This is a genomic window from Bacillus sp. ISL-41, from assembly GCF_018613235.1.
Classification (GTDB): Bacteria; Bacillota; Bacilli; order Bacillales; family Cytobacillaceae; genus Mesobacillus.
On record NZ_JAGGQP010000008.1, the window covers coordinates 38,134 to 61,258 of the forward strand.

The following is a 23,125-nucleotide window of genomic DNA, read 5'->3' on the forward strand; positions in this document are numbered from 1 at the left end:
GTATTTTTAGAATACGAAAAGATTATCATTCCCTCTAGCGGGAAATAATATTCAAGCAGCTTTTTAAAAAGGTGGGAACAAAATGGTAATGCTGGATAAAAATCATGACCCTAGATTAAATGCTGAACTGATTGCACAATTATCAGGACAAACTTTAAAAATTAATGCATTGGTTGAGGAAACAAACGAATTATTCGAAGAAGCTTGTGAGCATTACGAGCCTTTAAATATGAAATCAAATTCAGGTATTTTCTCTTTTTTCAATAATTTCACTGCTAATTTGCGCAGAGTCATCCAGACTAAATCTGCTTTCGATAACGCTATTTCGTATGAAACCGTTGTTGATAAAAACGGAAATGTCTTTCCTGAATGGATGGAAAGATTAAATGAGCAATATAAAACTTTACTGAAGGAAATTGATCGTGGGGTCTATATAGAGGATTTTGGTGCGCTCGGAGATGGGACGACGGATTGCACTGAGGCTTTCAAAATGGCTCTTGGCAAAGGGCGTGTGAAAATATACATTCCTGAGGGTGTTTATATCGTCAGAGAGATGAAACTGCCCTCCTTCACCTATCTGGTCGGGGCCGGTAAAGGGAAAACAGTTATCAAACTGCATGATTCGGCACCAAAAAGCAGAAGACTCATAACAAATAAAAATCATCGCACTGGGAATCGAAATGTATATGTGAAAGGGATGACACTGGATTGGAATGTTGAACGTTTGGGGAAGGTCGAAAAAACCAGTACCTGGGGTAACCATTCCAGCTGTCTGCTTTATGCAAATGTAAAATATGGCTGGGTAAAGGATGTAGAAGGTGTTAACCCCGGGCTTCACTGTTTTGATATTTCATCTCCTCTATATAATTATTATGGTGATGGCTATCGGGCCCGTGGAGGAAGTGAGTTTATCTGGCTCGATAACCTCAATGGCCATGGTTTTGGTGATGACGGGATTACGACTCACCATAGTGATAATATTTTCATTTCAAATTGCCATATGAGTGATCCAAGTGGCAAAACACATAAAAAAGGATTTTCAAATTCAAATGGAATCGAAATAGATGATGGATCGAGAAATGTCTGGCTATTCAACAACTCATCCGCAAGATGCTTTGGCGGGGTTGAAATCAAAGCCCACCATACGTCTTCGGCAGCTAATAATGTTGTCATCATAGGCCATCTCTCTGCAAATGACAATCGATCTTATAATTTCAGGCATATAGGACACCACAAAGAAAATGATCCTGAATCAAAAACTGCAATCAACATTCGAGCAGCAAATATCATATCATATAAGCCGATTCATACCGAGTTATATGCAAACTCTTCACCAAGGGCAATGGTAATATCAGCTTATAAAAATGTAGCTGTGAACCATTTTACTGCTATTGGTGATCCTTTCTATGACTATGGCGGTGAACCAGCAATTGCCATTCAGTACCGTTCGAGAAATGTTATTTTAACAAATGTGGCATTAAGCGGTTTTACAAAAGCAGGTTCCGATATAAAGGTATTTGGAGGAAGCAACCATGCAGATAATGTTAGAATTCGAAATGTTCTTTCAAGATATTCGGCACCAAAAGCCATTCAAATAGGTAAAGGTGTCGCCATGGCTGAGGTTGAAAAGGTCTTCGCGGAAGCAGTCAATGGAAAGATTGTAGTTGAACTAGCCGATAATGAAAATAAAGCCATGGTAAAGGAAATTAACGCAAAAGGATTCAAGGAGGTTATTTGGGGAGGTTCTACCAGAAACCAGCCAACCGTTTAAAAACAAATAATAAAAGGAAGCAGTTCAAACTGCTTCCTTGATTATGAGAGCACCCATTTTTCGATTGCCTGGGCAACTCCGCTATCCTGATTAGTACCTGTGACATCATCTGCAGCTTCCTTTACTGTCTCTTGGGCATTCCCCATTGCGATTCCAAGACCTGCTTCAGCAATCATTGCAATGTCATTCAGACTGTCTCCCACTGCCATTACATTGTCCATTGATATTCCCAATAGGTCACAAACCTTCTGCAGCCCCACAGCCTTATTGATGCCTAGAGCATTGACTTCGATATTTTTCAGGCTTGAATTGCTAATTTCGAATACACCTTTATCTTGTAATTCTTTGAGTACATTTCCTCTTATTTCATCTTCTTCAATATGGAAGCCAAATTTAATCCATTCTTGGGAAAACAGGTCTTCTGGCATATTATTCCTCCAGACGTTTTCACTGCTTGTCGCCCAAAACCCTGTCCTATTCTTTTTGGACAGTTCAAACATCCATTGGATATGCTCGGTATCCACTTTACTTCTTTGTACCAATTCACCATTCGGACCCCAGATTTCTCCACCGTTGACCGTCACGAGATAAGAAGACAGCTCCAGGGACAATACGTAATCCCTTGCTGTTTTGAGACTGCGGCCAGTACTTAGTACAACACGGACCCCTCTTTTTTCGGCTTCTTTAATCGCACGTCTATTCTCGTCTGACACCTCATGCCTGTCATCTAGAAGTGTTCCATCCATATCCAGTGCGATCAGTTTAATATCTGGCTTTTTATTAATCAAAATGAATCTCCTTTAGTTGGTTTATATTTCTTACACAAACTTTGTTGCTATTGACTACAAAATAGGATTGAATGACCTATGTTTTCCACAAAATTACGCTTATTATGAGAAAGAGCTTGCACACTTAATAACGCCCCACAAAATGGCTTTTTATCACGTTAAAATCGGCTTTAGGATTTTAACAACAATCTTTACGAAAACAATCTTTTATTGATACTATCAATAGCCTGTTTTACCGTAGCAAAGGTATTGATGTTTGAAAAATCAACTCCACCCTCCACCGCAGCCTGGGCAAGCTCTGGTCTCATTCCAGTAGCAATTGAGTCTACACCCAACAGCCGTAAAACATTGTGGATATCAATAATGTGCTTGGCAATCGTTGCATCAATTGTAACAATTCCAGAAAAATCAATAATTAGTGACTGTATTTTTTGGTTTGCAACCAAAGGTATTGCCCTTTCCAATATCAATCTGGCACGGTCATGATCCATTTTGCCTACTAAAGGCAGCACCGCTATGTTTTCTTGTACTGGTACAACTGGAGTAGATAGAATATCCACTTCAGCCTGGACATCTTTCATCAGTTTTGAGGTTTGTCTTTCAAACGCAAATACAGTTTCATTTATGCTAATATCAAGCATATTGTTCACTCTTTTATTGATCCATATTAAATCTTCCGTGTTAACGTCATGCCTCAAACTAATTTCCGCCATTTTATCTATAAAAACAATCCTCGTGGGAGGATACCTAAAAAGGATGTCAGAAATCCTGCCGCCTTTAGCTGCTTCCCGTTCTCCATTTTGCTTGCTCCATTCAAGAAGTCTCTTAGAAGTTGTTTCATCTTTAGTCATGATAGAGTCACCGAGAAAACTAAGATACTCTGTATAAACAACAATTGCCTGGTCAACTTCCTGCTTTGGAATCTCCACACCAATCAGTTTAAGTATGGAATTCACCATTTCCTTTGCGATAGGTTCGGAATTTTGCTGAAGTTCATTTGCTACTGCTGAGGTTGGATTCACAAAGGTCACTTCCTTTTTTACTTAAGTTATTTCGTAAGTATTGCAGATTTCAAAAAAAGTTTATGAGTAATCTTGTATTAGCTGTTCAAAATGCCTGGATAGGCTCGGTTGCAAGGATATCTTTTTTGGCCCTAATCAATTCGGTAATAGCCTATCTTCCTTAATTATAGAATACATCTTTAACAACAATTAATCTTCTTTAAACCTGCTAAAACCTTCTTTAGTTATGAAAATGATCTGGTTGGCCTAGGTATATAATACTCCTGCTGCGTATAGAATCCAAACCGTGAGTGTTACGTAACATGCTTCAATATTCCTTAGAGATTCTCGTCAACTCAAAAAACTCTTTCTCTGGTTTCATCCATTTAACTCCTCTATCAGACACGAAATAAATTCCTTCTTCCAAATCGTAGTATACATCAACTTTTAAGCTACCAAAATCGATAACGCTTTTTCCGGTATAATAAACCTGTTGCCTGTCCGCTTCCAAAGCTCCATTTATCATACTGATTACCTGTCCAATTACTTGCTTATCCTTCATTTTGAAGCACTCGTCGCTACGGTCCGGCTGTTCGTTAATACAAATTTCTGAAACTTCCATCTCGATCCATCTGTCAGCCCTCAGTCCTTCTCTTTTATCAAAAATAACTTGTGTTTGATTCAGGTTCTTATAATAGGCCGCCCTTATTGATAGTACCCAGGATGTATTATCTTTTTTCCAAAAAGAAGTAAATCCTGCTCCATCCTCTGTGTGTGTTGCGGAGGATTGTGACATAATTAATACCCATCCATTATTTAGGAGTTCCTTTTCGTAAAACTGCTTAATTTCTTCCCATTGGTCACCTTCGGCTCTATAAATCGGACTGGCTGGCTTCAATTCACTATAAAGCGGAATATCTTCTGTTCGCTCTGGTATTACGGCAAGCCCTTCATATTTCTCTTCCTGTTTAATTTGAAAATAAAAAAGCCCGCCAAGAAATGAAAAAATGATTAAAATAAGTACACCCGTTTTCCAAAATTTCAAGTCTATCCCTCTTTGCCTTTTTACTGTAGCTATTTTCGATTAAATTCACGAAAAGAGCCCTACTTTATAATAATGTAAAAAATGGTAGAATTGAATACTCATGGGTCGCTTTATATTATATATAAGACTATATTTAAAAATAAAACTGTGGAGGGTCATGTATGTCCAATAGAAAAGATGGCAAAAACCGAAATGAGATCAAACCCGGCATGAAAGTTAATATTGTCCTAAAGGCTGACCAGAAAACCGGTAAGCTAACTCCTGGAATCGTGAAAGATCTCCTCACCAAATCCAGCACACATCCCCATGGCATTAATAATGTATACCAATCTGTACATAAATAAAAATGTACATTAATATTGGCAAAACCCTTTTGAATAAAAGGGTTTTTTTATTTCATGTCGAATTACCTATGTACAAAAATAATTTAAGTTATCAGGGGAAAATGTATGAATAATTTACTACACTTTAATAAGAGTAAGAACAATATAAGATTTGTCGTGAGGACAGCAACAATAGAATTGTATCGAGACCGTAAAACAGGACCTGTAATGAAAAAACATGCCGTTATAATGCTTAAAAATGTAAATAACGGAAAGGAGATTATACACCCTTTAAATCAATTTATTGTGGATTATTACCGTAATAAATCGTATAACTCCATGTCTGTAGCATCGTTCGGGATTACTTCTTTTTTAAATTGGTTATTCTTTGACAGGGAACATCCACTTAAAGATTTAGAAGAGTTGACTATTAGCTGTGCTACGGAGTTCTTATTTTCACAAACCAAGAAGGGAAACGTAAAGTCAACTGTTAAGAGTTATGAAAACATTATCTATCAATTCTATGTATATCTATCAGAAAATAGCATTTTAAAAAACATACAACATAGTGACATATTAAATCTCAAAGATAAACATTTTAAAAAGTTAATATATAACCAGAACCCTGTTGGGGAAAGAATTCATGATTTTAAAACTGAATTAATAATTCCTTTTATAGAAACTGCATATAACGAAACAAATCCAATTGCATTAGGTGTGTATTATCAGTTTTTTGGAGGAATAAGAATGGGTGAAATAGTTAATATCACAAAGTCAAATATTAGAAATATCGGTTCTTTTGGAGAGTTTGGACAAATTGTTAAGATTACCGATACAAATTTAAGAACGGACTTAACAACGACTTCTGGAACAGGTGAAGTTAAAAAAAATAGAAGTCAACCAATTTTTCCATACAGGAGTTTATTGAAAAAACTTTATAATAACCATTTAAAAATGTATAGAAATACCGATACAGATGCTCTATTCCTTAATAGAGATGGTAATCCAATGTCAGGAGAAAGTTATAGAAAAGCATTTAAAAATTTACAGATACTATTTGTAGAAAATTTAAAGAAATCGAATGACATTAGGATTTCAACATACGGTCATTACTTAGACAGTATGAAATGGTCAACACATATTGGGAGAGGTGTATTTTCTAATTTATTAGCGGAGTATACTGACAATGTGTTAGAGGTTGCAGTTTCTCGTGGAGATAGTAATTTAAATTCTTCACTAACTTATATAGCAGATACAAAAAGGATAATGAACAAACTGCAAAAAGAATTAGAGTTACTTTATAATGGCGATTTTTTAGACTGATTTTTAGGAGATAAATATGAAATATCTAACAACAAAAGAAGCATCCGATATATTAGGAATTACAATTAATAAAGTAAGATATTTACTTCAACGAAATACATTCACTGATGTTATTAGGGGTACTGGAAGAACACTTATTTCTGAAAATGACATAGAGGAATACAAAAAGCACCTTGAGCTGTTGGATACACTGTTTACAATTCCTGAAGCAAGTTCCCTGCTTGGTTTTAGTGAAAACAATTTATATAAACATTATGTAAAAAAGAATTTTTTCACTACGGTTCAGATGATTAATAATCATTACTACGTAAGCAAAGCGGAAATACACAAATTAATAGAGGAAAATAAATCATACTATGAGATGACAGATTTTAAAACTACCGAGGAAACAGCTAAACATTTAAATTTACATGTGGAGACAGTTCTTAGACATATTACAAAAGGTTCCTTCCCTAACGCTATAAAATCAACGTTTTACAGTTCCAGTTGGAAGATACCTAATAGGGATATAATCTCATTTAAAGCCCGTATAAGAGCTTTAAATGAGGACTTGAAGGAGAAACGTAGAATAACAAGAGAAGAACGTTTAACAGCCGAAAAAGAACGCTTAAGTACCAAAGTAGTACATGAAGCCCAAGAAGAACCCAAAAAAAGAAAAAGAATATTATCCACTATTGAGTTGGAACTGTCTATTAACTATTATACTGTGGGACAAATTGCACAATATTTTGGAGTCAATTCTTCCACCATTTATGCAAGGATTGAAGATGGCTTATTCAAAGACATACATACTACTGAAACTAATAATAAACGGAAAAAATATTTTATAAGTAAAACAGAAGTTCATTCTATTCCATTTGAATTGATAAAGACCGAGAAGTTAACTTTAAATACATCTTTTGAAGATAGAGTTTCTTATTATTTAAAAAGGGTCAAAAACGAAGCAAAAATTGAGGCCACAATCGAAATATTTAAAGACTATGTAACACACTTGTATTCTAATACAAGAATGAGGCAAAAACACGCATTGATAAATGTAAATGGTCGGATGTTTGTTGATTTATCTACTTTACTTACTAAGGAGCTTCATAATCATACAGATGCTGAAATAATGAATTTAATAGCATCTTCAACCAAGCATAAAAAACAATTAATAGGCTTTTTAAATTTTATACTGGCAGTTAAATCGGATGAATGTAAATTTAGAAATAAGTATAACTATACTTCAAAAATCCATACCCAAATGGATAAAGAAATCTATTCCAGAAGTGAATTTAAACAATACTATGATTACGTTAAAAACATTAGCATACATAAAGAAAAATCTTTATTACAACCTGAATATGCTGAAACTTGGTTCTACATTTTTATGCACATGACTAATGCCTGGAGACGTTCGGATATACTTAACTTCCCTTTGATAAATTTTTCGGAGATACCAAATGACTATATTGAGCGTGTTTTAAATGATGGAATTCCAGTTTCTGATGCCCAATCTATTATTAACATTGTTTCAGAGCAATGGGAAAGATTTGTCATTAGTAAGACGAAGGTCTTAAACAAATTTTTAGTGAATATGGATATGCTTGAAACAGCATCCACTATATTACTAACGATTGAATTACATAGAAGAAAAGAAAATTACAATAATGAATATCTACTCCCTTTAATGCAAAAGAGAAGTTCATTTTCTCCTTTAATCAATTCGTTTTTTCACGCTCACCCTACTTTAAAGTCATTTTCCAGTAGGATAGCAAACAGGAGTTTAATGACTTACTTCTTTCACAGTGTTTCTAAAGGCTCAAAAAATGGTGATGTGGCACATCTCCTCGCACAAAGACTAAGAAGACATATGGACCAAGATACGGTTAGTCAGTACGTTATGAATACCAACGAAGACGAATTCCTCGATGATACTTCTTATAATCTGTTTAAAAGGGGGCATTTTGGTTGGCTATATAATTCTTTAGTAGACATAGCAATAAATAAAAAAGAATTGAAACTATCGCTGGAGGAAAAAACAAGAATAATAGAATTGTATCAACAACAGTATTCCCCTTCTGAAATAGAAGAAATATCGTCTTATTTTTTAGAGCAACAAAATAAACAAAAATCAATCGCACTTGAAATTGCTCTTTTACCAAACGATGAAATTGAAAAACGGTTGTACAGTATATATGTGGGAGCAATGCCCTCAAAGGAAGAATACTCACAATGTTTTTATAGTGAAAACTGCAAAAATCCGACAGGAAACTGTAAAACATGCCCTTATATTATTCCAAGAACCCATCTATTAACTTCACTGAAAAATGACTTGGTACATATTATAAGTGATATTAGGAATTTGGATGAACATGATGTTTATGAACGAATCAGAAAAACACATATACTGTATAAATTGCTTGGTTTAGTAAGCCAATCAATAAAGTCCTTTGATAAAGAATACGTTAATAGCTTTATAGCGTTAAAACCATTGGAAACGAGCTTAGAAGCTATAAATGATAAAATCTATTTACCTGAAAGGAATTAAGGACTTGAACATATTAGTTAAGCTACATACATTACAGGAAACTCCCAATGAGAAAATATCATTTAAAAACAGCGAGTACGGTTTTAAATCTGAAGATGTCGAAACTTATTTGAAAATATATGAGGGATTAAAGAATGAAGGTGTAATAAAATCGGGTGAGTTTTCAGAATCTATTTGGCTCTTGAAAAACGTTAAGAAAAAGTCTACCGTTACTTTCACATTTGATTTGGAACTGCATAAGGAATTTAATTTAGCCTTAAAATGCTTTATTGTTAATTTGATTAATACCGATTACACTCTTGACCATTTGAAGTCTATGTTAACAAATATACGACAAGCCTTTATAGAAAGCAGACAGTTTGAACCAGCATTTCTGAGACAATATGAAGATATTTTAATGGCAACAACCGATAGAAAGAAAGAACAATTAATTCAAAGCAATCTGAAGTTTGCGGAATTTTACACAAACCACTGGAATAGTGAATATGAAAAGTTGTTTAAATCCATTTCCCTTCCAAAGAGAAAAATCAGAACGTTGCCACATTATGAAAGTATAATTCAATTCGATGATATATTACTTGATTTTATGAAAAAATGTACCACTGACCAAAGGAAAAAATATTTGCCTATTCTCTTATGGTGGAGAATAACAAAAATCATCCCTCTACGCCCCAGTGATTTTTTAGACCTTAAAGCCGACTGTCTCTCTTCGGGAAATAATACATTTAGTATTACTGTTCCAAGAAATAAGCAAAAAGGAAATGGTCAAATTGAAATTACTAACACTTTGAAAATTACCAAGGAGATATATGACCTTATCTCTGAATACTTATCTCTTCAAAGTCAAACGGAAAAAAGCGAGTATCTTTTTGCTTATATGCCTTACAATTCCTTTATAAAGGAACGGTCAAGACATAATGCTAAAAGTAGAAGAAATCGAACCGACAAGATGGACAATGCTCAAATGGAAGAGTTGTTAGATGACTTCTATGTGGATGTAATAGGTGAACAGTATGGTTATCCAGATTTGGAGCGAGTGAAGTTAGGTGATACTCGACATTTTGCATTTTGTAATATGATGTTACAGGGCTTTAATGAGTTGACGATTGCCAGAATCGGTGGACATTTAAATTTAAAATCCCAAATTACTTATTCAAGCCATCTTGATTATTTTGCGGAAGCACGAGTAAGAATATTGTCTGAGACAATAAAAAGAAATAGAGAACAAGATTTAGGAGATGCGTTCCTATCTGATTCAAATGCCCTAATCGTTAGAAGTAAGCTAACAAAGGGAGAAACAACGGATATAAGAATACAAGGAGGATTTTGTAGAGATAGTAGCTTCCCAAACAATTGTATAGATAATTGTATATTTTGTTCTCATTTTCAACTTGATTTAATAAACAATCCCGAAATGGTCAACTCATTAAAATTACAATCAAATAAATATTCTCAGAATATAAAAGACCAAATTGAAACAATGCAACGTTTCTCAAAAGATATGCTTTATGATAAAAGCACATTGAAATATTCTCATGAAGACCAAGAACAGCTATCTATTCTTGCAAGAAAACTAACGGAATTATTCAATAAAAAAGCCCTTATTGATTCTTATATTCCTAAGTAATGTTAAATGAAAGCGAGATAAAGTTATGATTAATAAAAAAGGTAGACCTCAACGTTACAGCAAGGAAGAACTATTAGAAATACTAACAAATTATGCGTTAAACAACATAGGGAAAATAACTTTTCTTAACTTAGAAAAAGAAACAGGAATACATCGTCATATATGGTCTCGTAGAATGAGTGAACAAATTAATGAGTTAAACCAATCATATAGTTCTCTTGATGCTGAAAGTTTTGAGGCAATTCCTTTACCTAATATTATAGATACTGTAAATAAGTATTGGGAAAATAAGAAAGCGATGATTAACGCTCTTAATGAATACAATACCTATATACAAGCTCTTTGGGAAAAAGCTGTGGCATTTGAAAAAGCAAGTCAAAAAGAAAGAGAACTTTTACAATTACTTGAAGAAAAGGACAAGGAAATTAGGTTTCTCAAAGACAATAGAGATTTTTATAAAAATGAATATCAAAAAATTTCCATAGAAAGTACGTATGACCATAAACAAAAGGAAAACAATATTGAGAATGTTATAAATATAAACGATAAAAAGAAGATGACAACCTCTAATTGGAAAGATAATTTCCCTGGTTTATTTGAATAGAATAATTATGAAGCACACAGTTAGATAAAGAGGTGAAAGAATGTTTGATATTGGAGAATATGAATTTTTGATGTATGGATTTACTGAATATGCGACAGAACATGTAAAACTTAAACCAAGTACATTTTCAAGATACAAGGTTATTCTTGATGATTATTTTGAAAAATATATAATTGATAAAATTGCCAAAGGAGATTATGCAGAAATTTTTAACATTGATAGGCTTTCTTTAATTAAGAGAAAATCTAATAATGTTAGACCAAGTTTATTGCAGTTCTTGGAGTTTTTACGTTATGAAAGTTTTATTGAACAGAATGTATACTATCAATTTAACAATGATATTAAATCCATCTTTTTTGCGGAAGAGCAAGTTGAAAATAATGAAGATGAAATAGACTTTTTGACGCCAAATGATATTAGAACTTTATTCAGTGGTCGTTTAGTTTTCAAGTATGATTACGAAGAGGCACTAATTCCGTTGGTTTGTTCGCTTACCTTCTTTAATATGTTTAAACAGGAAGATGTGGTAAAACTTTTATTATCAGATATTGACTTTGAGAAAAAACGTATAAGAAATGTAAGACGTTTGGAAGCAAATTCTGACTTAGTAGAATGGTTATCTTTAAATGATATAACTTTTGAATACTTAACGGACTATCTAAAGTATCGAAATAAGCAAGGTTATTCTGGTGACATTCTTTTAATTATGGAAAACAGCACTTTAGATAATGGAAAAATCAATAGGCTCTTCAGTTGTTTTGATAGAGTCGCTAATAAGGGATTATTTAGGGGGAAAAAGATTTATCAAGAACTTTTGAGAAGAAGTATGATGTTCCATATACTTCATTCTACCGATGGAAGAGGTATTTACAAAATATTATTAGAACAAGATATAACTAAACCATTTGAATATGCCTTTAATGAATATATATCTATCATGAGGGCTGAAAATAAAAGTATTGTGAGTGCAAACTATAACATTGAAGATATTTTACCGAATAAAAAACCAGATACTCTCTTAAGAAACCAATATTCGGAAAGGAATGACGTTAATGAACAAGATATTCATGATTTCGATATGAATAATGAAAGAAATCTCGAACAAAATAAAGTTTCTATACAAAGAATGGTAAGGGATAGTAAAATAGCCAGACAACTAAAGATTTCCTATAACAACGAATGTCAGCTTTGTGGTTATAAATTGAGAAAATCTAACGGTGAGTTCACCTCTGAAGCACACCATCTTCAACCATATAATAAATTACATAGAGGTGATGATATTAGTCATAACATAATTGTATTATGTCCCAACTGTCACACCCAATTTGATGATTTGTACTTTGCAATTAATCCCGAAACTGAGGAAGTACACTGCATTTTTGAAGCCGAAGATGAATATCATTTGTCCAAACTCAAGATGAATGAAGGTCATATTCTCGGAAAGAAATACTTACAGTATACTTGGAACTTATTTGAAAGAAATAAGGAAATAAACTTTATTTAAAAATGCTTTATGTACACATTTCTTTTTAGTGTTAAAGAAATTTCAAGAGTTTCTCGCTTTTGTATATAAAGATAGGCATACGTTTCACAAATTTAAGTACAGAAAAAGGAGAATTATTCTATATGACAGGGAAATACAGAAATGAACTAATTTCTGGCTTAACAGTAGATGTTGTATTAAAGAAGAACCAAAGAACGGGAATCTTAACTCGTGGGAAAATTGAAAAATTACTAACAAACAGTTCCTATCATCCATACGGAATTAAAGTGAAATTACAGGATGGACAAGTTGGAAGAGTTCAAGCGATTATTATGGATAGCTCAGATAAGCAGTAATCAATTCAATTCTATCTAATATTTAAAAACACCTTTAACCGACTTTTCTTCAGGAAATTAGTTATTAATGTACATGATTTTTATTGTACATTAATAAAAAGGAAGAAAACTCACTATTTTCAACGTCTCACCAATTATGTACACAATTTAAAGTGTACATATCGTGAAGGTCAGGCTGGAGGACGGACAGGTAGGCCGCGTAAAGGAAATACTGGAGTAACGCTTTACCTTGCCTTTACTGACTAGTATGGAATTCCAGAATAAGTCCCATAGACAATAAATTAAGCATTAAAGGGTAATCCCTTTAATGCTTAATTAGTCTTTTCCTTTACTTTTTCAACAATCATGTTATTCAGCCTCGGCGCCAACTGGAACATGATTGTACCGATGATGGCAATCACCAAAATATAAATGCTGGCAAAGATCTTTAGCTCTCCGGTTGCCAGCGCAGCTATGATCACGGAGAATTCTCCTCTTTGTGTCAGTGAGAGCCCCGCTTTCAATGAATCACTTCTTGAAAGACCATACCATTGCCCACCAATATAACCCACGATTAATTTATGGATCAATGACCACAGAACGAGAACAATCAATAGTCCTAAATAAGGGATGTCTTTTGTCATTTCTATATGAAGGCCAAAATTCAGGAAGAAAAAGGGAAGAAAAATATTTCTTACTGGCAATGCAGCTTTTTCTACCTTGTCCTTAATTGAAAGCTCAGACAGCATCATTCCGGCAAGAAAAGCTCCGATTACCTCTGATAACCCAAGAAGCATCGCAATCCCGCCGTATGTTAGCGCAATGCCCGTAATCAACACAATAAAAATATCATCCTGGTCAATTTCTCTTAACATAGTTTCTGCCTTTTTGAAAACCACCCTGGCAAAGAACATGGCAATCCCTGCGAGAAGTACAATCTTCAAAATAATTAACAGAAAATCAGTTACTGTAAACCCCTCCCCGGAAAGACCGATCAGTACGGTTACAAGTATAGGAGCAATCAAATCCTCGAAAACCAGGATCAGGAGCATGAATTCTGATTCATTGTTTTCAGTCCTGTTTTTATCTTCAATCAATTTTGCTGTGATAGAAGAACTGGTAGCGTAGACAATACCTCCGACAATTAATGATGAAACCCAATCGAGACCGAACAGCAGTGCTATTCCCGCAGTTACAAGTATCCCAAGCACAGCATCCAGCAATCCGCCTCTCCATACCTTCGCACTGTTCGAAATCAACCTGTTGACCGGGAACTTCAAGCCGAGAATAAAGAACAACAGGATCAGACCGATCTCCCCTGCCATTTCAATTACCTTTGATTCCTTAATAACCAAGGATAAAATCAGACCAAGCAAAATATATAATAATATATCCGGTATTTTTATTAATTTGATGCCGATCATACCAATCAAAAATAGCATCAGTAAAAAGAGTCCAATGACTAAAGTAAGATTCAACCTGCAACAACACCTTTTCAATTTTTATAAGCAATAACCTTCCTAATTACTACCCACTTTCCTAAAAATCAACACTGGAAAATAAAATTATGAAAGGTCTTTCTTTTAGTTTGGCTGAAAAGTTGTGGTAAAATTAGTTATAAAAGTCATATGGAAGAATCTATTAAGGGGGAAGAAATGAACAGCATTCCAGAACGAGCCCTTGTTCAGCAGCAGCATAAGGGCATCACGAAGACTAAACTCGCAAAAAGAATTTTCTTCATCATTTTCGGTGCTGTCCTGATGGGCGTTGGAATTGAGGAATTCCTGGTCCCGAACAAAATTCTTGATGGCGGTATTGTCGGTATCTCAATCATCCTCTCACATCTGACGGGCTGGCGCCTCGGCCTCTTTATTTTCATTCTGAACATCCCTTTCTTTTTCATTGGCTATAAGCAAATTGGCAAAACATTTGCGCTATCCACCGTATTGGGGATCACCGTTTTATCTTTAACAACCAGCTTCCTTCATGATTGGCCTGTTTTTACAGAAGATTTACTCCTGGCTACTGTTTTCGGAGGAATCGTTCTCGGTGCTGGAGTAGGAATTGTCATTCGGTACGGCGGTTCTTTGGACGGTACGGAAATACTTGCGATTCTGGCAAACAGAAGACTGCCATTTTCCGTCGGGGAAGTAATCATGTTTTTTAACATCTTCATCTTTGGTACCGCAGGCTTTGTCTTTGGTTGGGACCGGGCAATGTATTCCATCCTTGCCTATTTCATTGCCTTTAAAACGATTGATATAGTCATTGCCGGTCTCGATGAGTCAAAAGCAGCCTGGATCATAAGTGAACAGCACAAGGAAATCGGTGACGCAATCATGGCACGTCTTGGCAGAGGAGTCACGTATTTGACTGGCGAGGGTGCATATACAGGTGATGACAAGAAAGTCATCTTTTGTGTCATCACTCGTCTTGAGGAAGCCAAATTGAAATCCATTGTCGAAGAATTGGATGAGTCAGCATTCCTTGCAGTCGGGAATATTGCAGAAGTGCGTGGCGGCAGGTTTAAAAAACGGAATATACACTAGAATACAGCAAACAAAAAAGCTCAGAAATCTGAGCTTTTTGTTTTCAAACAGGTCTTCTAAACATGCTGGTTAACTGTATAAGTCAGTTAAAAGCGTTGATTTAAAATGATATTTTACCAGGCTCAATTAGCAGCTACCAATGAGTACACATTAGTGTCATAGGAAAGGCCGCCTTGAATCATATAACTTCTCAGAACCCCTTCTCTTTGAAAACCGAGTTTTAGAAGTAATTCATTCGAATTTTTATTTTCAATAAATACAACGGCCCCAATCCGTACTAATCCCATTTCTTTCAACCCATACTCTATAGCCACCCTGATTGCTTCCTTAGCCAGGCCTTGACCCCAATATCCTTGGTTAAGCTCATAACCAATTTCTGCTCTTCTATGTTTCGGTGACACAGCATGAAAGCCAACAGTACCTATGACGCTTTTTTTGTTTTTTAATTGAATGCCCCATCTTATCCCTTTATTTTCGACAAAGCCTGCCTTGAAAGAATGAACCAGACCTCTTGCTTCTTCAATACTCTCGATCGGTTCTGATCCATAATGCTTCATAACTTCAGTGTTGGAAAAATTGATAAATAAATCCTCAGCATCCTCCTCTGTAATTTCCCTAAGAATGAGCCGATCTGTTTCTAAAACTGGAAATTCCATATGTCCCCCAAATTAAATAAAATGATCTTTTCTTATTTCTATATTAGATACAAAAATTCCTTTAAAGAAGGCCACCCTAATTGGGCGGCTTCACTTAATCTTCCGCAGGTGCGGCGTCAACAGCAATTTGATAGGCATCAAGCAACTGTGACTTTTCAGTGTCGCTATCCAGGCCAACGAGATATTGTTCGCCACCCTGCTCTTCTACTTTCATTAACACTGTTCCTTCTTCATCTCTAAGCATCGCGTAGGATTCTCCGTTCATATCAAATAACGCTTCTACTTCAAATTGTCTCACTCTGCCCCTATCATCTGTTACAGTCACCAGGTCCCTGATTGAATCATTCTCCAAAACTGCTTCACCTCCCAAAATCATCACTATATCTTTCCCTTCCTTTTACCAAATATGATTCTTACAAAGAAGGGCATCGCAAATCGAAATACTTAATGAATTTTAAATAAACTTTTAAATTCACTTCTTTATTTTCATCTATATAATATTTTTTACACACTGTTTTTTGGAGGCGTCGTTTTTGAAGTCAGCAGGAATTATCATTGGCTCAATCATTGTTTCATTTGCATTCAACCTTTTACTGATCCCCCACGGAATCATGAGCAGCGGTATTAGCGGTCTATCCATCATTTTATCAATGCTCACATCTATCAATACTGGCGTCTACAATTTCCTTTTGAACTTCCCCCTATTAGTTTTAGGATATTTAAAACTGGGACGTAAATTCATCTTTTATACGATTCTTTCCGTCATCACAATTTCTATCGCTCTATATGTTATACCCGTATTTAAGCTTGCAGAGGATCCAATATTATCATCGATATTTGGCGGGGCGATCGTTGGATTGGGTATAGGGATAATCTTCCGTTCATCAGGATCTTCTGGCGGCTTTGATATTATCGGGATGCTTCTGGCAAGACGCAAAGACTTCCCTATGGGAACACTATTATTCGCGATGAATTCTGTCGTGATTTTATTATCAGGGTTTTTGTTTAGCTGGGATGCAGCTTTGAATACGCTTGTTTCCATTTTTGTCCTTGGCAAAGTGATCGATAAGGTCCATACACATCACGTAAAGCTAACGTTGATGATCATCACTAGAAAAGGGGAGGAAGTAAAGCAGCATCTACTTGGAAATGTCTATCGTGGTGTAACGGTCATGGACTCTGTTGGAGGTTTTTCGAATGAGAAGAGCAACGTCATCATTACAGTCATTTCTCGTTATGAACTTACAGAAGTTAAAACACTAATAGAAGAAATAGATCCTGAAGCATTTGTCAATATTACTGAAACCCTGGAAGTTATGGGGCTTTTCCATAAAAAGCAGCATTAATGGCATTCAAGAAGCTGAGGTACGGCTTCTTGGTGCTTTCTGAAATTTAAAGGAAAATTTATCTTGAATTTTTCACAGATTCATCGTATAATAATTGAGTCGCTGTAATTAGTGAATGATTATGTATTTACTTATAACTTTAATTTTCATCATGTCCCAGTAGCTCAGTAGGATAGAGCAACAGTTTCCTAAACTGTAGGTCGGGAGTTCGAATCTCTTCTGGGACGCTTTAAAACCTTGATTTTAAAATCAAGGTTTTTTATTTTTCTAAAAATGTTTCCTCCCCCTCTTGCTTTTGTCTTCTTGCTGATGACTGCGAAATGAGCCGAAATATATCGCTTAAGAGCTTTTTTTTACCCTCCAAGTAGAAATCACTACTTCACATTTTTGTTTAAAAAGGCCAAAAAAAGTTAGTTCAATGGAACTAAATACATTTTTTATGCGTCTATTATATGTGAAGCTCTTATTTTTCTATTAATATACCAATATTTTGTTTTTGGATTAAATAAGTTTGTTTGTGGTATTTATACTCCATAAGCAACTAAGCAAAAGGGGTAGTAACATGAAAAACAAAATAAAAGATTTGCCATATTTATTGTTTTTGCTGGTTATGCCAGTACTGGGCTTGATTTATAAAATCTTGAATAACAACCCTCGGGAAGCTGTAATCCTTTCAACTGATATAGACGATAAGATACCTTTCCTTCCAATTTTCGTTATACCGTATATCATTTGGTACGCCTTCATTTTAGGTTATCTGGTTTATTTCTGGTATAAGGATACTCGGGTCTATTTAAAAACATTGACTTTAATTGTTATCGGAGAGTTAGTTTGTTTCGTCATTTACTTCTTCTTCCAGACTACCGTTCCGCGCCCAAACCTGGTTGGTGACGGAATCCTTATAGAACTTGTCGGCATGATTTACAGCCATGATCAACCATATAATGCTTTTCCCAGCATTCATGTATTAACTACATTTGCCATTATTCTTGGCAATATCAATATCGGCAACAAACATATCATCCATTCAATCTTCGTTCCGGTTATGGGTTCGCTGATCATTATTTCTACATTGTTTGTTAAACAGCACTATATACTTGATATGTTCGCATCCATGTTTTTAACTTCATTTATTTATGGAATTGTCTTTGAATTATTCGAATTCAAGGTTGCTGAAAAGTCTGATACAGTTTATCTTAAAGATTAAAATTTCTGCTACAAGCAAAAGAGCTGCGATTGCAGCTCTTTTTTAGCGCTTAGGATTCATCATTATTATTTGGTATCCTCTTCACTTTTTACATCAGGTTTAATGGGATATAGTTCTTCAGCAGCTTCTGTTTGGTAACGGTAATTCGTATTCTGATAATCCCTCCCGCCATCTTCGAGAACATTCCCAGCCACATACTTATGAAAGAAGTATTCAAACAAAGCGATTCCAGCGGCTGATATTAGAGATGCAATCAGTAAACTCTCTCCGTACGTCAAACTTTCTCCCAAAATCCAGATGATCATAAAGGCAAGTCCAAAATCTGCTAATGTTGCGATTGTATTATTCGTTTTTGGCAAGAGGAACAAGTCTCCAATTACATAAGACGCTAGCCCAAGCACCAGGGATATTAAAAATACATTGGTAAAAGACATATCATACATCAGGCCAAGAATGACATATAGGAGTACCAGGCTGGCAAGGGATTTTACTGCCAGCGCTCTTAGATGTTTCATTAAAATCTCCTCCATAAACTATTAATGTTTTCGTTAGTTTGCGCTACTTGCTTTATTCCATACTTTTTTCTGTAAAAACAGAGAAATTATCCCAATAAGCAAGACAAGGAGTATGCTAATGAAGAAACCCATACGAATGCTCTTTTCCATAATCGTTCCGCTAACAGCCGCTAGGATAAGGGCTATTCCAACAAAAGAAATGAATTTCCCCCATGCTTTTAATTCAAGCAATTTTAAAGCAGAGATAATGATAAAAGCCCAATTGAATAAAATCAGGATACCTGCGGCTGTAGTAATATACTCATAAATTTTCCCCGGAAGCAGCAAGGCTGTAATGATTGATGCAATTAAACCCACCACTGCCAATCCCAGCGATGGAAGGGGAAGCTCTTTCAATTTTTTGATTTTCTTGGCAAAGACCTTTGGAGCATCTCCATCATCCGCTAACGTAACGAGCAAGGTGGTCACTCCAAACAACGAAGCTGTCATGGTTGAAAAGCCTGCTACGATGATCGCTGCGTTGAACACATGAGGGAAAAAAGCCAGATTATATGGGTCAAGTGCTGTAACAAATGGGCTTTCTTTATGGTGAAAGGCACCGTGCGCCGCCATGATCACCGCTAGTCCTAAAGCAAGCACGTAAATGATAACTAGTAGAATCAGCATGATTACCCCCGCTTTTGGAGCATCTTCTTTATTTTTCAGCCTCGTTGCCATTAAGCCGATTACTTCAATGCCTCCATATGCATAAAATGCGTAAATCAATGATGACCAGAATCCCTTAAAGCCTTCAGGAAACAGTTTTTGGGCAGAATTTGGCACAATCACCTGTTTAGTCTCCAAGTTGAACAAGCCAAATAGAGCTGCTGCAGCTATTAATATAAACATGATGATTGCTGCAGTTTTAATGATTGCTAATAGATCTTCTACCTTGTCAAATCCCTTATTCCCGGTAAGTACTACACCAATCGAGAGGATGGCATAACCGGTAGCGAAAAGCCACAACGGGACTTTAGGAAACCAGAATTGTGACAGAATTGAAAGAGCCGTAAGCTGGCTGCCCATAATCAAGATATTGGAACTCCAGTAATTCCATCCACAGCTGAATCCGGCCCATTGACCATAAGCTTTCTTCGCATAATAGCAAAACGAGCCATCCTGAGGATCCTGAGCTGTCATTTTTGCCAATAAATTATAAACGACGTATGTGCCAAAAGCGGCAAGGATGAAAGAAAAGACGATGGATGGCCCGGTAATTTTAATACCAATAGCGGATCCAAGAAAAAAACCAGTTCCAATCGTACATCCAACACCAATCAGTGACAGTTGCCACCATTTCAAATCTCCTTCATTGGCGCTACTTCCACTTCCTGACTTTGATGATGGCAGAAAATAATCCATTGCTGTACCCCCTTCCTCAACAAGTATTATCATTCGAGAATCAATTGAAATTTATGTATCGACCATTCAGGCAGAACAAAAAGCGTAAGCGACTCGTTCAGCCCCGACAAGCGCTGGAGAGCCGACCAATGAAGTCGGTCTTTGACTTCACTGGGCGGACCGAAGCGACTCGAGGGGCTAGGCGCTGGAGCTGGATTAGGAATACTACATGTAGTTCTCCACAACTAAATAATTTTATAATTTCCTAAGAAATGAAAAAAGTCGAGTCCCCAGGGAATCGACTTTGCACTAATTATTTCTTGTCTTTTTCTGATTCGGAGTCACTGCTCAGACCAGTCATCGTGCGATACATCTGAGTGTACATGCTTCCTTGCACGATATTTTCCAAAAAGAACTCACCGATGAGCTTTTTATATTCCTCATCCTCAAACATCTTTTTGTTTTGCAGCTCCATTTCAGCCAGACCTTCATATGTGGATATCAATGCATAAGTATGGTCTTCACCAGAAATCGGAGATAAGAGCTCAACCCTGTGGTCATATTGCTCGTTCCTGAAGTTTTGTATTAAGCGTAAATTCTTGATGCCATCCGGAAATTTATCCTGTTTCATTTCAAAAGTTTGAATGACAATAACTGACATATCCTATCCCCCTGTGTTGTGATCGATAGGATTAGACTTTTCCAAAGTTAAACAATCTATACATATACAATTTCAGCTGCTAACTCTAATCAAATTAATGGTGCAGGACATTATCAACCTATATTTGCTTTTCAAATAAAGTATTACGATCATTATATTTTGTCATCATTTTTAATAAGATGAAATTTAAAATTAAAATGATGACACCTATTAAAGCAAGTAAAAAAGGCTTAATGATTAAAAAACCCGTTGCCTGGCCTATAAAGAGAGGCATGATCGGAAGAATCAGGATTCCCCCCAGCTGCTGAGCCTCCTGAAATCCTTTTGCCCTGGCAGAGACGAACACATTCACCAGGATAGTTAGGACCGTAATCACTGGGACGACCCATAACATCAGGATGAGCCAATTCGCATTTGGGAAAATCAAATAACCAAACATATTATAAGTTAAGCTTACAGTGATGATTCCAAACAGCAGGAAACTCACCCAAGTAATAATGATAGATGGAATGAAAGCTGAAAGTACTTTTCCAATAAATAATTCCTTTACAGTAATAGGAGAAAACAACAGTGTTTCCATGGTCCGTTTTTCTTTTTCGCCAACAAAGCTATGAAGAGCAATCATCATTGCATTAATGGTCGGAATAAGTAAAAATATCGAACCCAGCAGGTAATTCACAACCACGAAAATAATTTGGTGTTCCAGACTTGGGAGACTGCCTATCATTTCCCCGCTCTTTGTACCTTTTAGTCCCTTTAGTACATTGTCCACTAAATCAATCAACTCAGGTGAAGAAATTGGAACATTCTTAACCAAAAGAATAAAAGCCAGCGGAAAGATCACCGAAAAAATCAGCGGCAACAAGATCAGCCCCAGCCACACTTGAACCGAGCTGGTTATTCCCCTGATATCTTTAGCAGCTACAAGCCATATCAACTTTTTATTCATTGACCCCACTCCTGATCTTAAAATATAAGGATTCCAAATCGTTATTTTCAATTTCCACATGGTGTATCCAAAAATCACGAATGATTTTTTGGAGCAATGGGGTTATATGTTCACTTGACGGCAATAAAAACTGCAAAGTATTTTTATCTTTTTTTGAAACTGGATAACCTCCCCATTGAGGTTCAGTTGGCAATAGATTAGTAATAACTTTCAATTCAATTTGACTAACGTACTTTTTTTGCAGTTCATTTATAGTGCCATAATCCGTTATTTTTCCGTCATTTAGAAAAAAGTACTCTTTACATACATGCTCTAATTGGTGCAAGATATGTGAACAAAGAAATATGGTCGTTCCTTCCCGCATGTTTAAGTCCTTGAGGAATTTAAGAACCAATTTTATTCCTTCTGGATCAAGCCCATTCGTAGGTTCATCAAGAAAAAGAAGTCTAGGTTTATGGAGGATTGCCTTGATGATCCCCAACCTGCGTTTCATACCTGTACTATATGCCCCTACTTTTTTATCCATATGTTCAGCAAGTTCAAATTCCTCTAAATAGTGGTGGATTTGATTTAAATCAAAGTTTCCATATAGCTTTGAAAAAAAGATTAGATTGTCTAATCCAGACATTTCATGATACAGACCGGCATTTTCAGTTAGAATTCCAGTTGCTTTCCTGACTGTATCTCCTTCGATTCGCGGGTCCATGCCGAGAATTGACAACTTTCCATCTGTTGGGTTGATGACACCGTTCATAAGTCGGATCATAGTTGTTTTCCCAGAACCATTCTGGCCAAGAAGACCTACAATATCCCCTTCATTCACGCTCATAGACACGTTGCTAAGCACCATTTGGTCACCGAAATGCTTTGAAACTGCATCCAATTTAATTACACTTTGCGACATACTGCTACCCCCTGTTTGCTCTCCCTTTTTACATAAGACGGCCAATGTACGAAAAACGTTCATTTAAGTTTAAGTTTGTTTTTAGGTTAATGTTTGGTCTTTGTTCACTAGACTAACACGCCAAAAAT

At 35.8% G+C, this 23,125-nt stretch carries 23 protein-coding genes and 1 tRNA gene; 13 read left to right on the forward strand and 11 right to left on the reverse strand.

The window, feature by feature from the left end; genetic code table 11:
• Nucleotides 1-82 precede the first annotated feature (82 nt).
• Nucleotides 83-1,771, forward strand: a complete 1,689-nt coding sequence (locus tag J7I80_RS03430; protein ID WP_214736007.1) for a glycoside hydrolase family 55 protein — start codon at nt 83-85, stop codon at nt 1,769-1,771.
• A gap of 41 nt (nt 1,772-1,812) precedes the next feature.
• On the opposite strand, the gene J7I80_RS03435 is transcribed toward J7I80_RS03430, so the two are convergent.
• From J7I80_RS03435 to J7I80_RS03445, 3 genes are all read right to left on the reverse strand, one after another.
• On the reverse strand, nt 1,813-2,562 hold the full coding sequence (locus J7I80_RS03435; RefSeq protein ID WP_214736136.1) for a Cof-type HAD-IIB family hydrolase: 750 nt from the start codon (nt 2,560-2,562) through the stop codon (nt 1,813-1,815).
• A gap of 188 nt (nt 2,563-2,750) precedes the next feature.
• The gene (locus J7I80_RS23600; protein WP_214736008.1) at nt 2,751-3,581 is read right to left on the reverse strand and encodes an STAS domain-containing protein; all 831 of its coding nucleotides are present in this window, start codon (nt 3,579-3,581) and stop codon (nt 2,751-2,753) included.
• 307 nt (nt 3,582-3,888) lie between these two features.
• Complete coding sequence (locus tag J7I80_RS03445; protein ID WP_214736009.1) at nt 3,889-4,605, reverse strand: hypothetical protein; 717 nt, start codon at nt 4,603-4,605, stop codon at nt 3,889-3,891.
• Nucleotides 4,606-4,766: 161 nt separating this feature from the next.
• Here J7I80_RS03445 and J7I80_RS03450 point away from each other — a divergent pair, with 161 nt between their 5' ends.
• The 8 genes from J7I80_RS03450 to J7I80_RS23605 all read left to right on the forward strand — a co-directional run bounded on the left by J7I80_RS03450 (nt 4,767) and on the right by J7I80_RS23605 (nt 13,071).
• Entirely contained in the window at nt 4,767-4,949 is a 183-nt protein-coding gene (locus tag J7I80_RS03450) for a YwbE family protein (RefSeq protein WP_214736010.1), read from the forward strand.
• 105 nt (nt 4,950-5,054) lie between these two features.
• Nucleotides 5,055-6,251 (forward strand): site-specific integrase, encoded by a 1,197-nt coding sequence (locus tag J7I80_RS03455; protein ID WP_214736011.1) that lies wholly within the window; start codon nt 5,055-5,057, stop codon nt 6,249-6,251.
• 16 nt (nt 6,252-6,267) lie between these two features.
• A complete protein-coding gene (locus J7I80_RS03460; protein ID WP_214736012.1) occupies nt 6,268-8,781 on the forward strand; it encodes a helix-turn-helix domain-containing protein in 2,514 nt (837 codons plus the stop codon).
• A 4-nt stretch (nt 8,782-8,785) separates the two neighbouring features.
• Nucleotides 8,786-10,408 carry a tyrosine-type recombinase/integrase gene (locus J7I80_RS03465; RefSeq protein ID WP_214736013.1) on the forward strand — a complete coding sequence of 541 codons (1,623 nt, stop codon included), beginning with the start codon at nt 8,786-8,788 and terminating at the stop codon, nt 10,406-10,408.
• 25 nt (nt 10,409-10,433) lie between these two features.
• Entirely contained in the window at nt 10,434-11,012 is a 579-nt protein-coding gene (locus J7I80_RS03470) for a hypothetical protein (protein ID WP_214736014.1), read from the forward strand.
• 40 nt (nt 11,013-11,052) lie between these two features.
• Nucleotides 11,053-12,516: an HNH endonuclease gene (locus tag J7I80_RS03475; protein WP_214736015.1), complete on the forward strand. Its 1,464-nt coding sequence runs from the start codon at nt 11,053-11,055 to the stop codon at nt 12,514-12,516.
• Nucleotides 12,517-12,638: 122 nt separating this feature from the next.
• A complete protein-coding gene (locus J7I80_RS03480) occupies nt 12,639-12,851 on the forward strand; it encodes a YwbE family protein (protein WP_214736016.1) in 213 nt (70 codons plus the stop codon).
• Between the two features lie 163 nt (nt 12,852-13,014).
• Nucleotides 13,015-13,071 (forward strand): DUF2196 domain-containing protein, encoded by a 57-nt coding sequence (locus J7I80_RS23605; protein ID WP_353050079.1) that lies wholly within the window; start codon nt 13,015-13,017, stop codon nt 13,069-13,071.
• A gap of 91 nt (nt 13,072-13,162) precedes the next feature.
• Here J7I80_RS23605 and J7I80_RS03490 read toward each other — a convergent pair whose 3' ends face one another.
• The gene (locus tag J7I80_RS03490; protein ID WP_214736017.1) at nt 13,163-14,308 is read right to left on the reverse strand and encodes a cation:proton antiporter; all 1,146 of its coding nucleotides are present in this window, start codon (nt 14,306-14,308) and stop codon (nt 13,163-13,165) included.
• Nucleotides 14,309-14,485: 177 nt separating this feature from the next.
• On the opposite strand from J7I80_RS03490, the gene J7I80_RS03495 reads away from it, so the two are divergent.
• Nucleotides 14,486-15,379 (forward strand): YitT family protein, encoded by an 894-nt coding sequence (locus J7I80_RS03495; RefSeq protein WP_214736018.1) that lies wholly within the window; start codon nt 14,486-14,488, stop codon nt 15,377-15,379.
• 122 nt (nt 15,380-15,501) lie between these two features.
• Here the strand turns inward: J7I80_RS03495 and J7I80_RS03500 are convergent, their stop codons facing one another.
• Together J7I80_RS03500 and J7I80_RS03505 are read right to left on the reverse strand one after the other, a co-directional pair.
• Nucleotides 15,502-16,035, reverse strand: a complete 534-nt coding sequence (locus J7I80_RS03500) for a GNAT family N-acetyltransferase (protein WP_214736019.1) — start codon at nt 16,033-16,035, stop codon at nt 15,502-15,504.
• A 94-nt stretch (nt 16,036-16,129) separates the two neighbouring features.
• Nucleotides 16,130-16,387, reverse strand: coding sequence for a DUF1292 domain-containing protein (locus tag J7I80_RS03505; RefSeq protein ID WP_251027570.1), 258 nt, complete (start codon nt 16,385-16,387; stop codon nt 16,130-16,132).
• 181 nt (nt 16,388-16,568) lie between these two features.
• Between J7I80_RS03505 and J7I80_RS03510 the strand changes: the two genes are divergently transcribed.
• The 3 genes from J7I80_RS03510 to J7I80_RS03520 all read left to right on the forward strand — a co-directional run bounded on the left by J7I80_RS03510 (nt 16,569) and on the right by J7I80_RS03520 (nt 18,588).
• The gene (locus J7I80_RS03510) at nt 16,569-17,381 is read left to right on the forward strand and encodes a YitT family protein (protein ID WP_214736020.1); all 813 of its coding nucleotides are present in this window, start codon (nt 16,569-16,571) and stop codon (nt 17,379-17,381) included.
• Nucleotides 17,382-17,534: 153 nt separating this feature from the next.
• Nucleotides 17,535-17,608, forward strand: a tRNA-Arg gene (locus J7I80_RS03515).
• Nucleotides 17,609-17,943: 335 nt separating this feature from the next.
• Nucleotides 17,944-18,588 carry a phosphatase PAP2 family protein gene (locus J7I80_RS03520; RefSeq protein WP_214736021.1) on the forward strand — a complete coding sequence of 215 codons (645 nt, stop codon included), beginning with the start codon at nt 17,944-17,946 and terminating at the stop codon, nt 18,586-18,588.
• Nucleotides 18,589-18,653: 65 nt separating this feature from the next.
• Here the strand turns inward: J7I80_RS03520 and J7I80_RS03525 are convergent, their stop codons facing one another.
• The 5 genes from J7I80_RS03525 to J7I80_RS03545 form a co-directional block, all read right to left on the reverse strand.
• Nucleotides 18,654-19,103 (reverse strand): YndM family protein, encoded by a 450-nt coding sequence (locus tag J7I80_RS03525; RefSeq protein WP_214736022.1) that lies wholly within the window; start codon nt 19,101-19,103, stop codon nt 18,654-18,656.
• 33 nt (nt 19,104-19,136) lie between these two features.
• Nucleotides 19,137-20,504 carry an amino acid permease gene (locus tag J7I80_RS03530; protein WP_214736023.1) on the reverse strand — a complete coding sequence of 456 codons (1,368 nt, stop codon included), beginning with the start codon at nt 20,502-20,504 and terminating at the stop codon, nt 19,137-19,139.
• Between the two features lie 292 nt (nt 20,505-20,796).
• On the reverse strand, nt 20,797-21,144 hold the full coding sequence (locus tag J7I80_RS03535; RefSeq protein WP_192471625.1) for a hypothetical protein: 348 nt from the start codon (nt 21,142-21,144) through the stop codon (nt 20,797-20,799).
• A 118-nt stretch (nt 21,145-21,262) separates the two neighbouring features.
• Complete coding sequence (locus tag J7I80_RS03540; protein ID WP_214736024.1) at nt 21,263-22,093, reverse strand: ABC transporter permease subunit; 831 nt, start codon at nt 22,091-22,093, stop codon at nt 21,263-21,265.
• Nucleotides 22,086-22,997 (reverse strand): ABC transporter ATP-binding protein, encoded by a 912-nt coding sequence (locus J7I80_RS03545; protein WP_214736025.1) that lies wholly within the window; start codon nt 22,995-22,997, stop codon nt 22,086-22,088. The genes J7I80_RS03540 and J7I80_RS03545 overlap by 8 nt, the downstream gene beginning before the upstream one ends.
• Between the last annotated feature and the right edge of the window lie 128 nt (nt 22,998-23,125).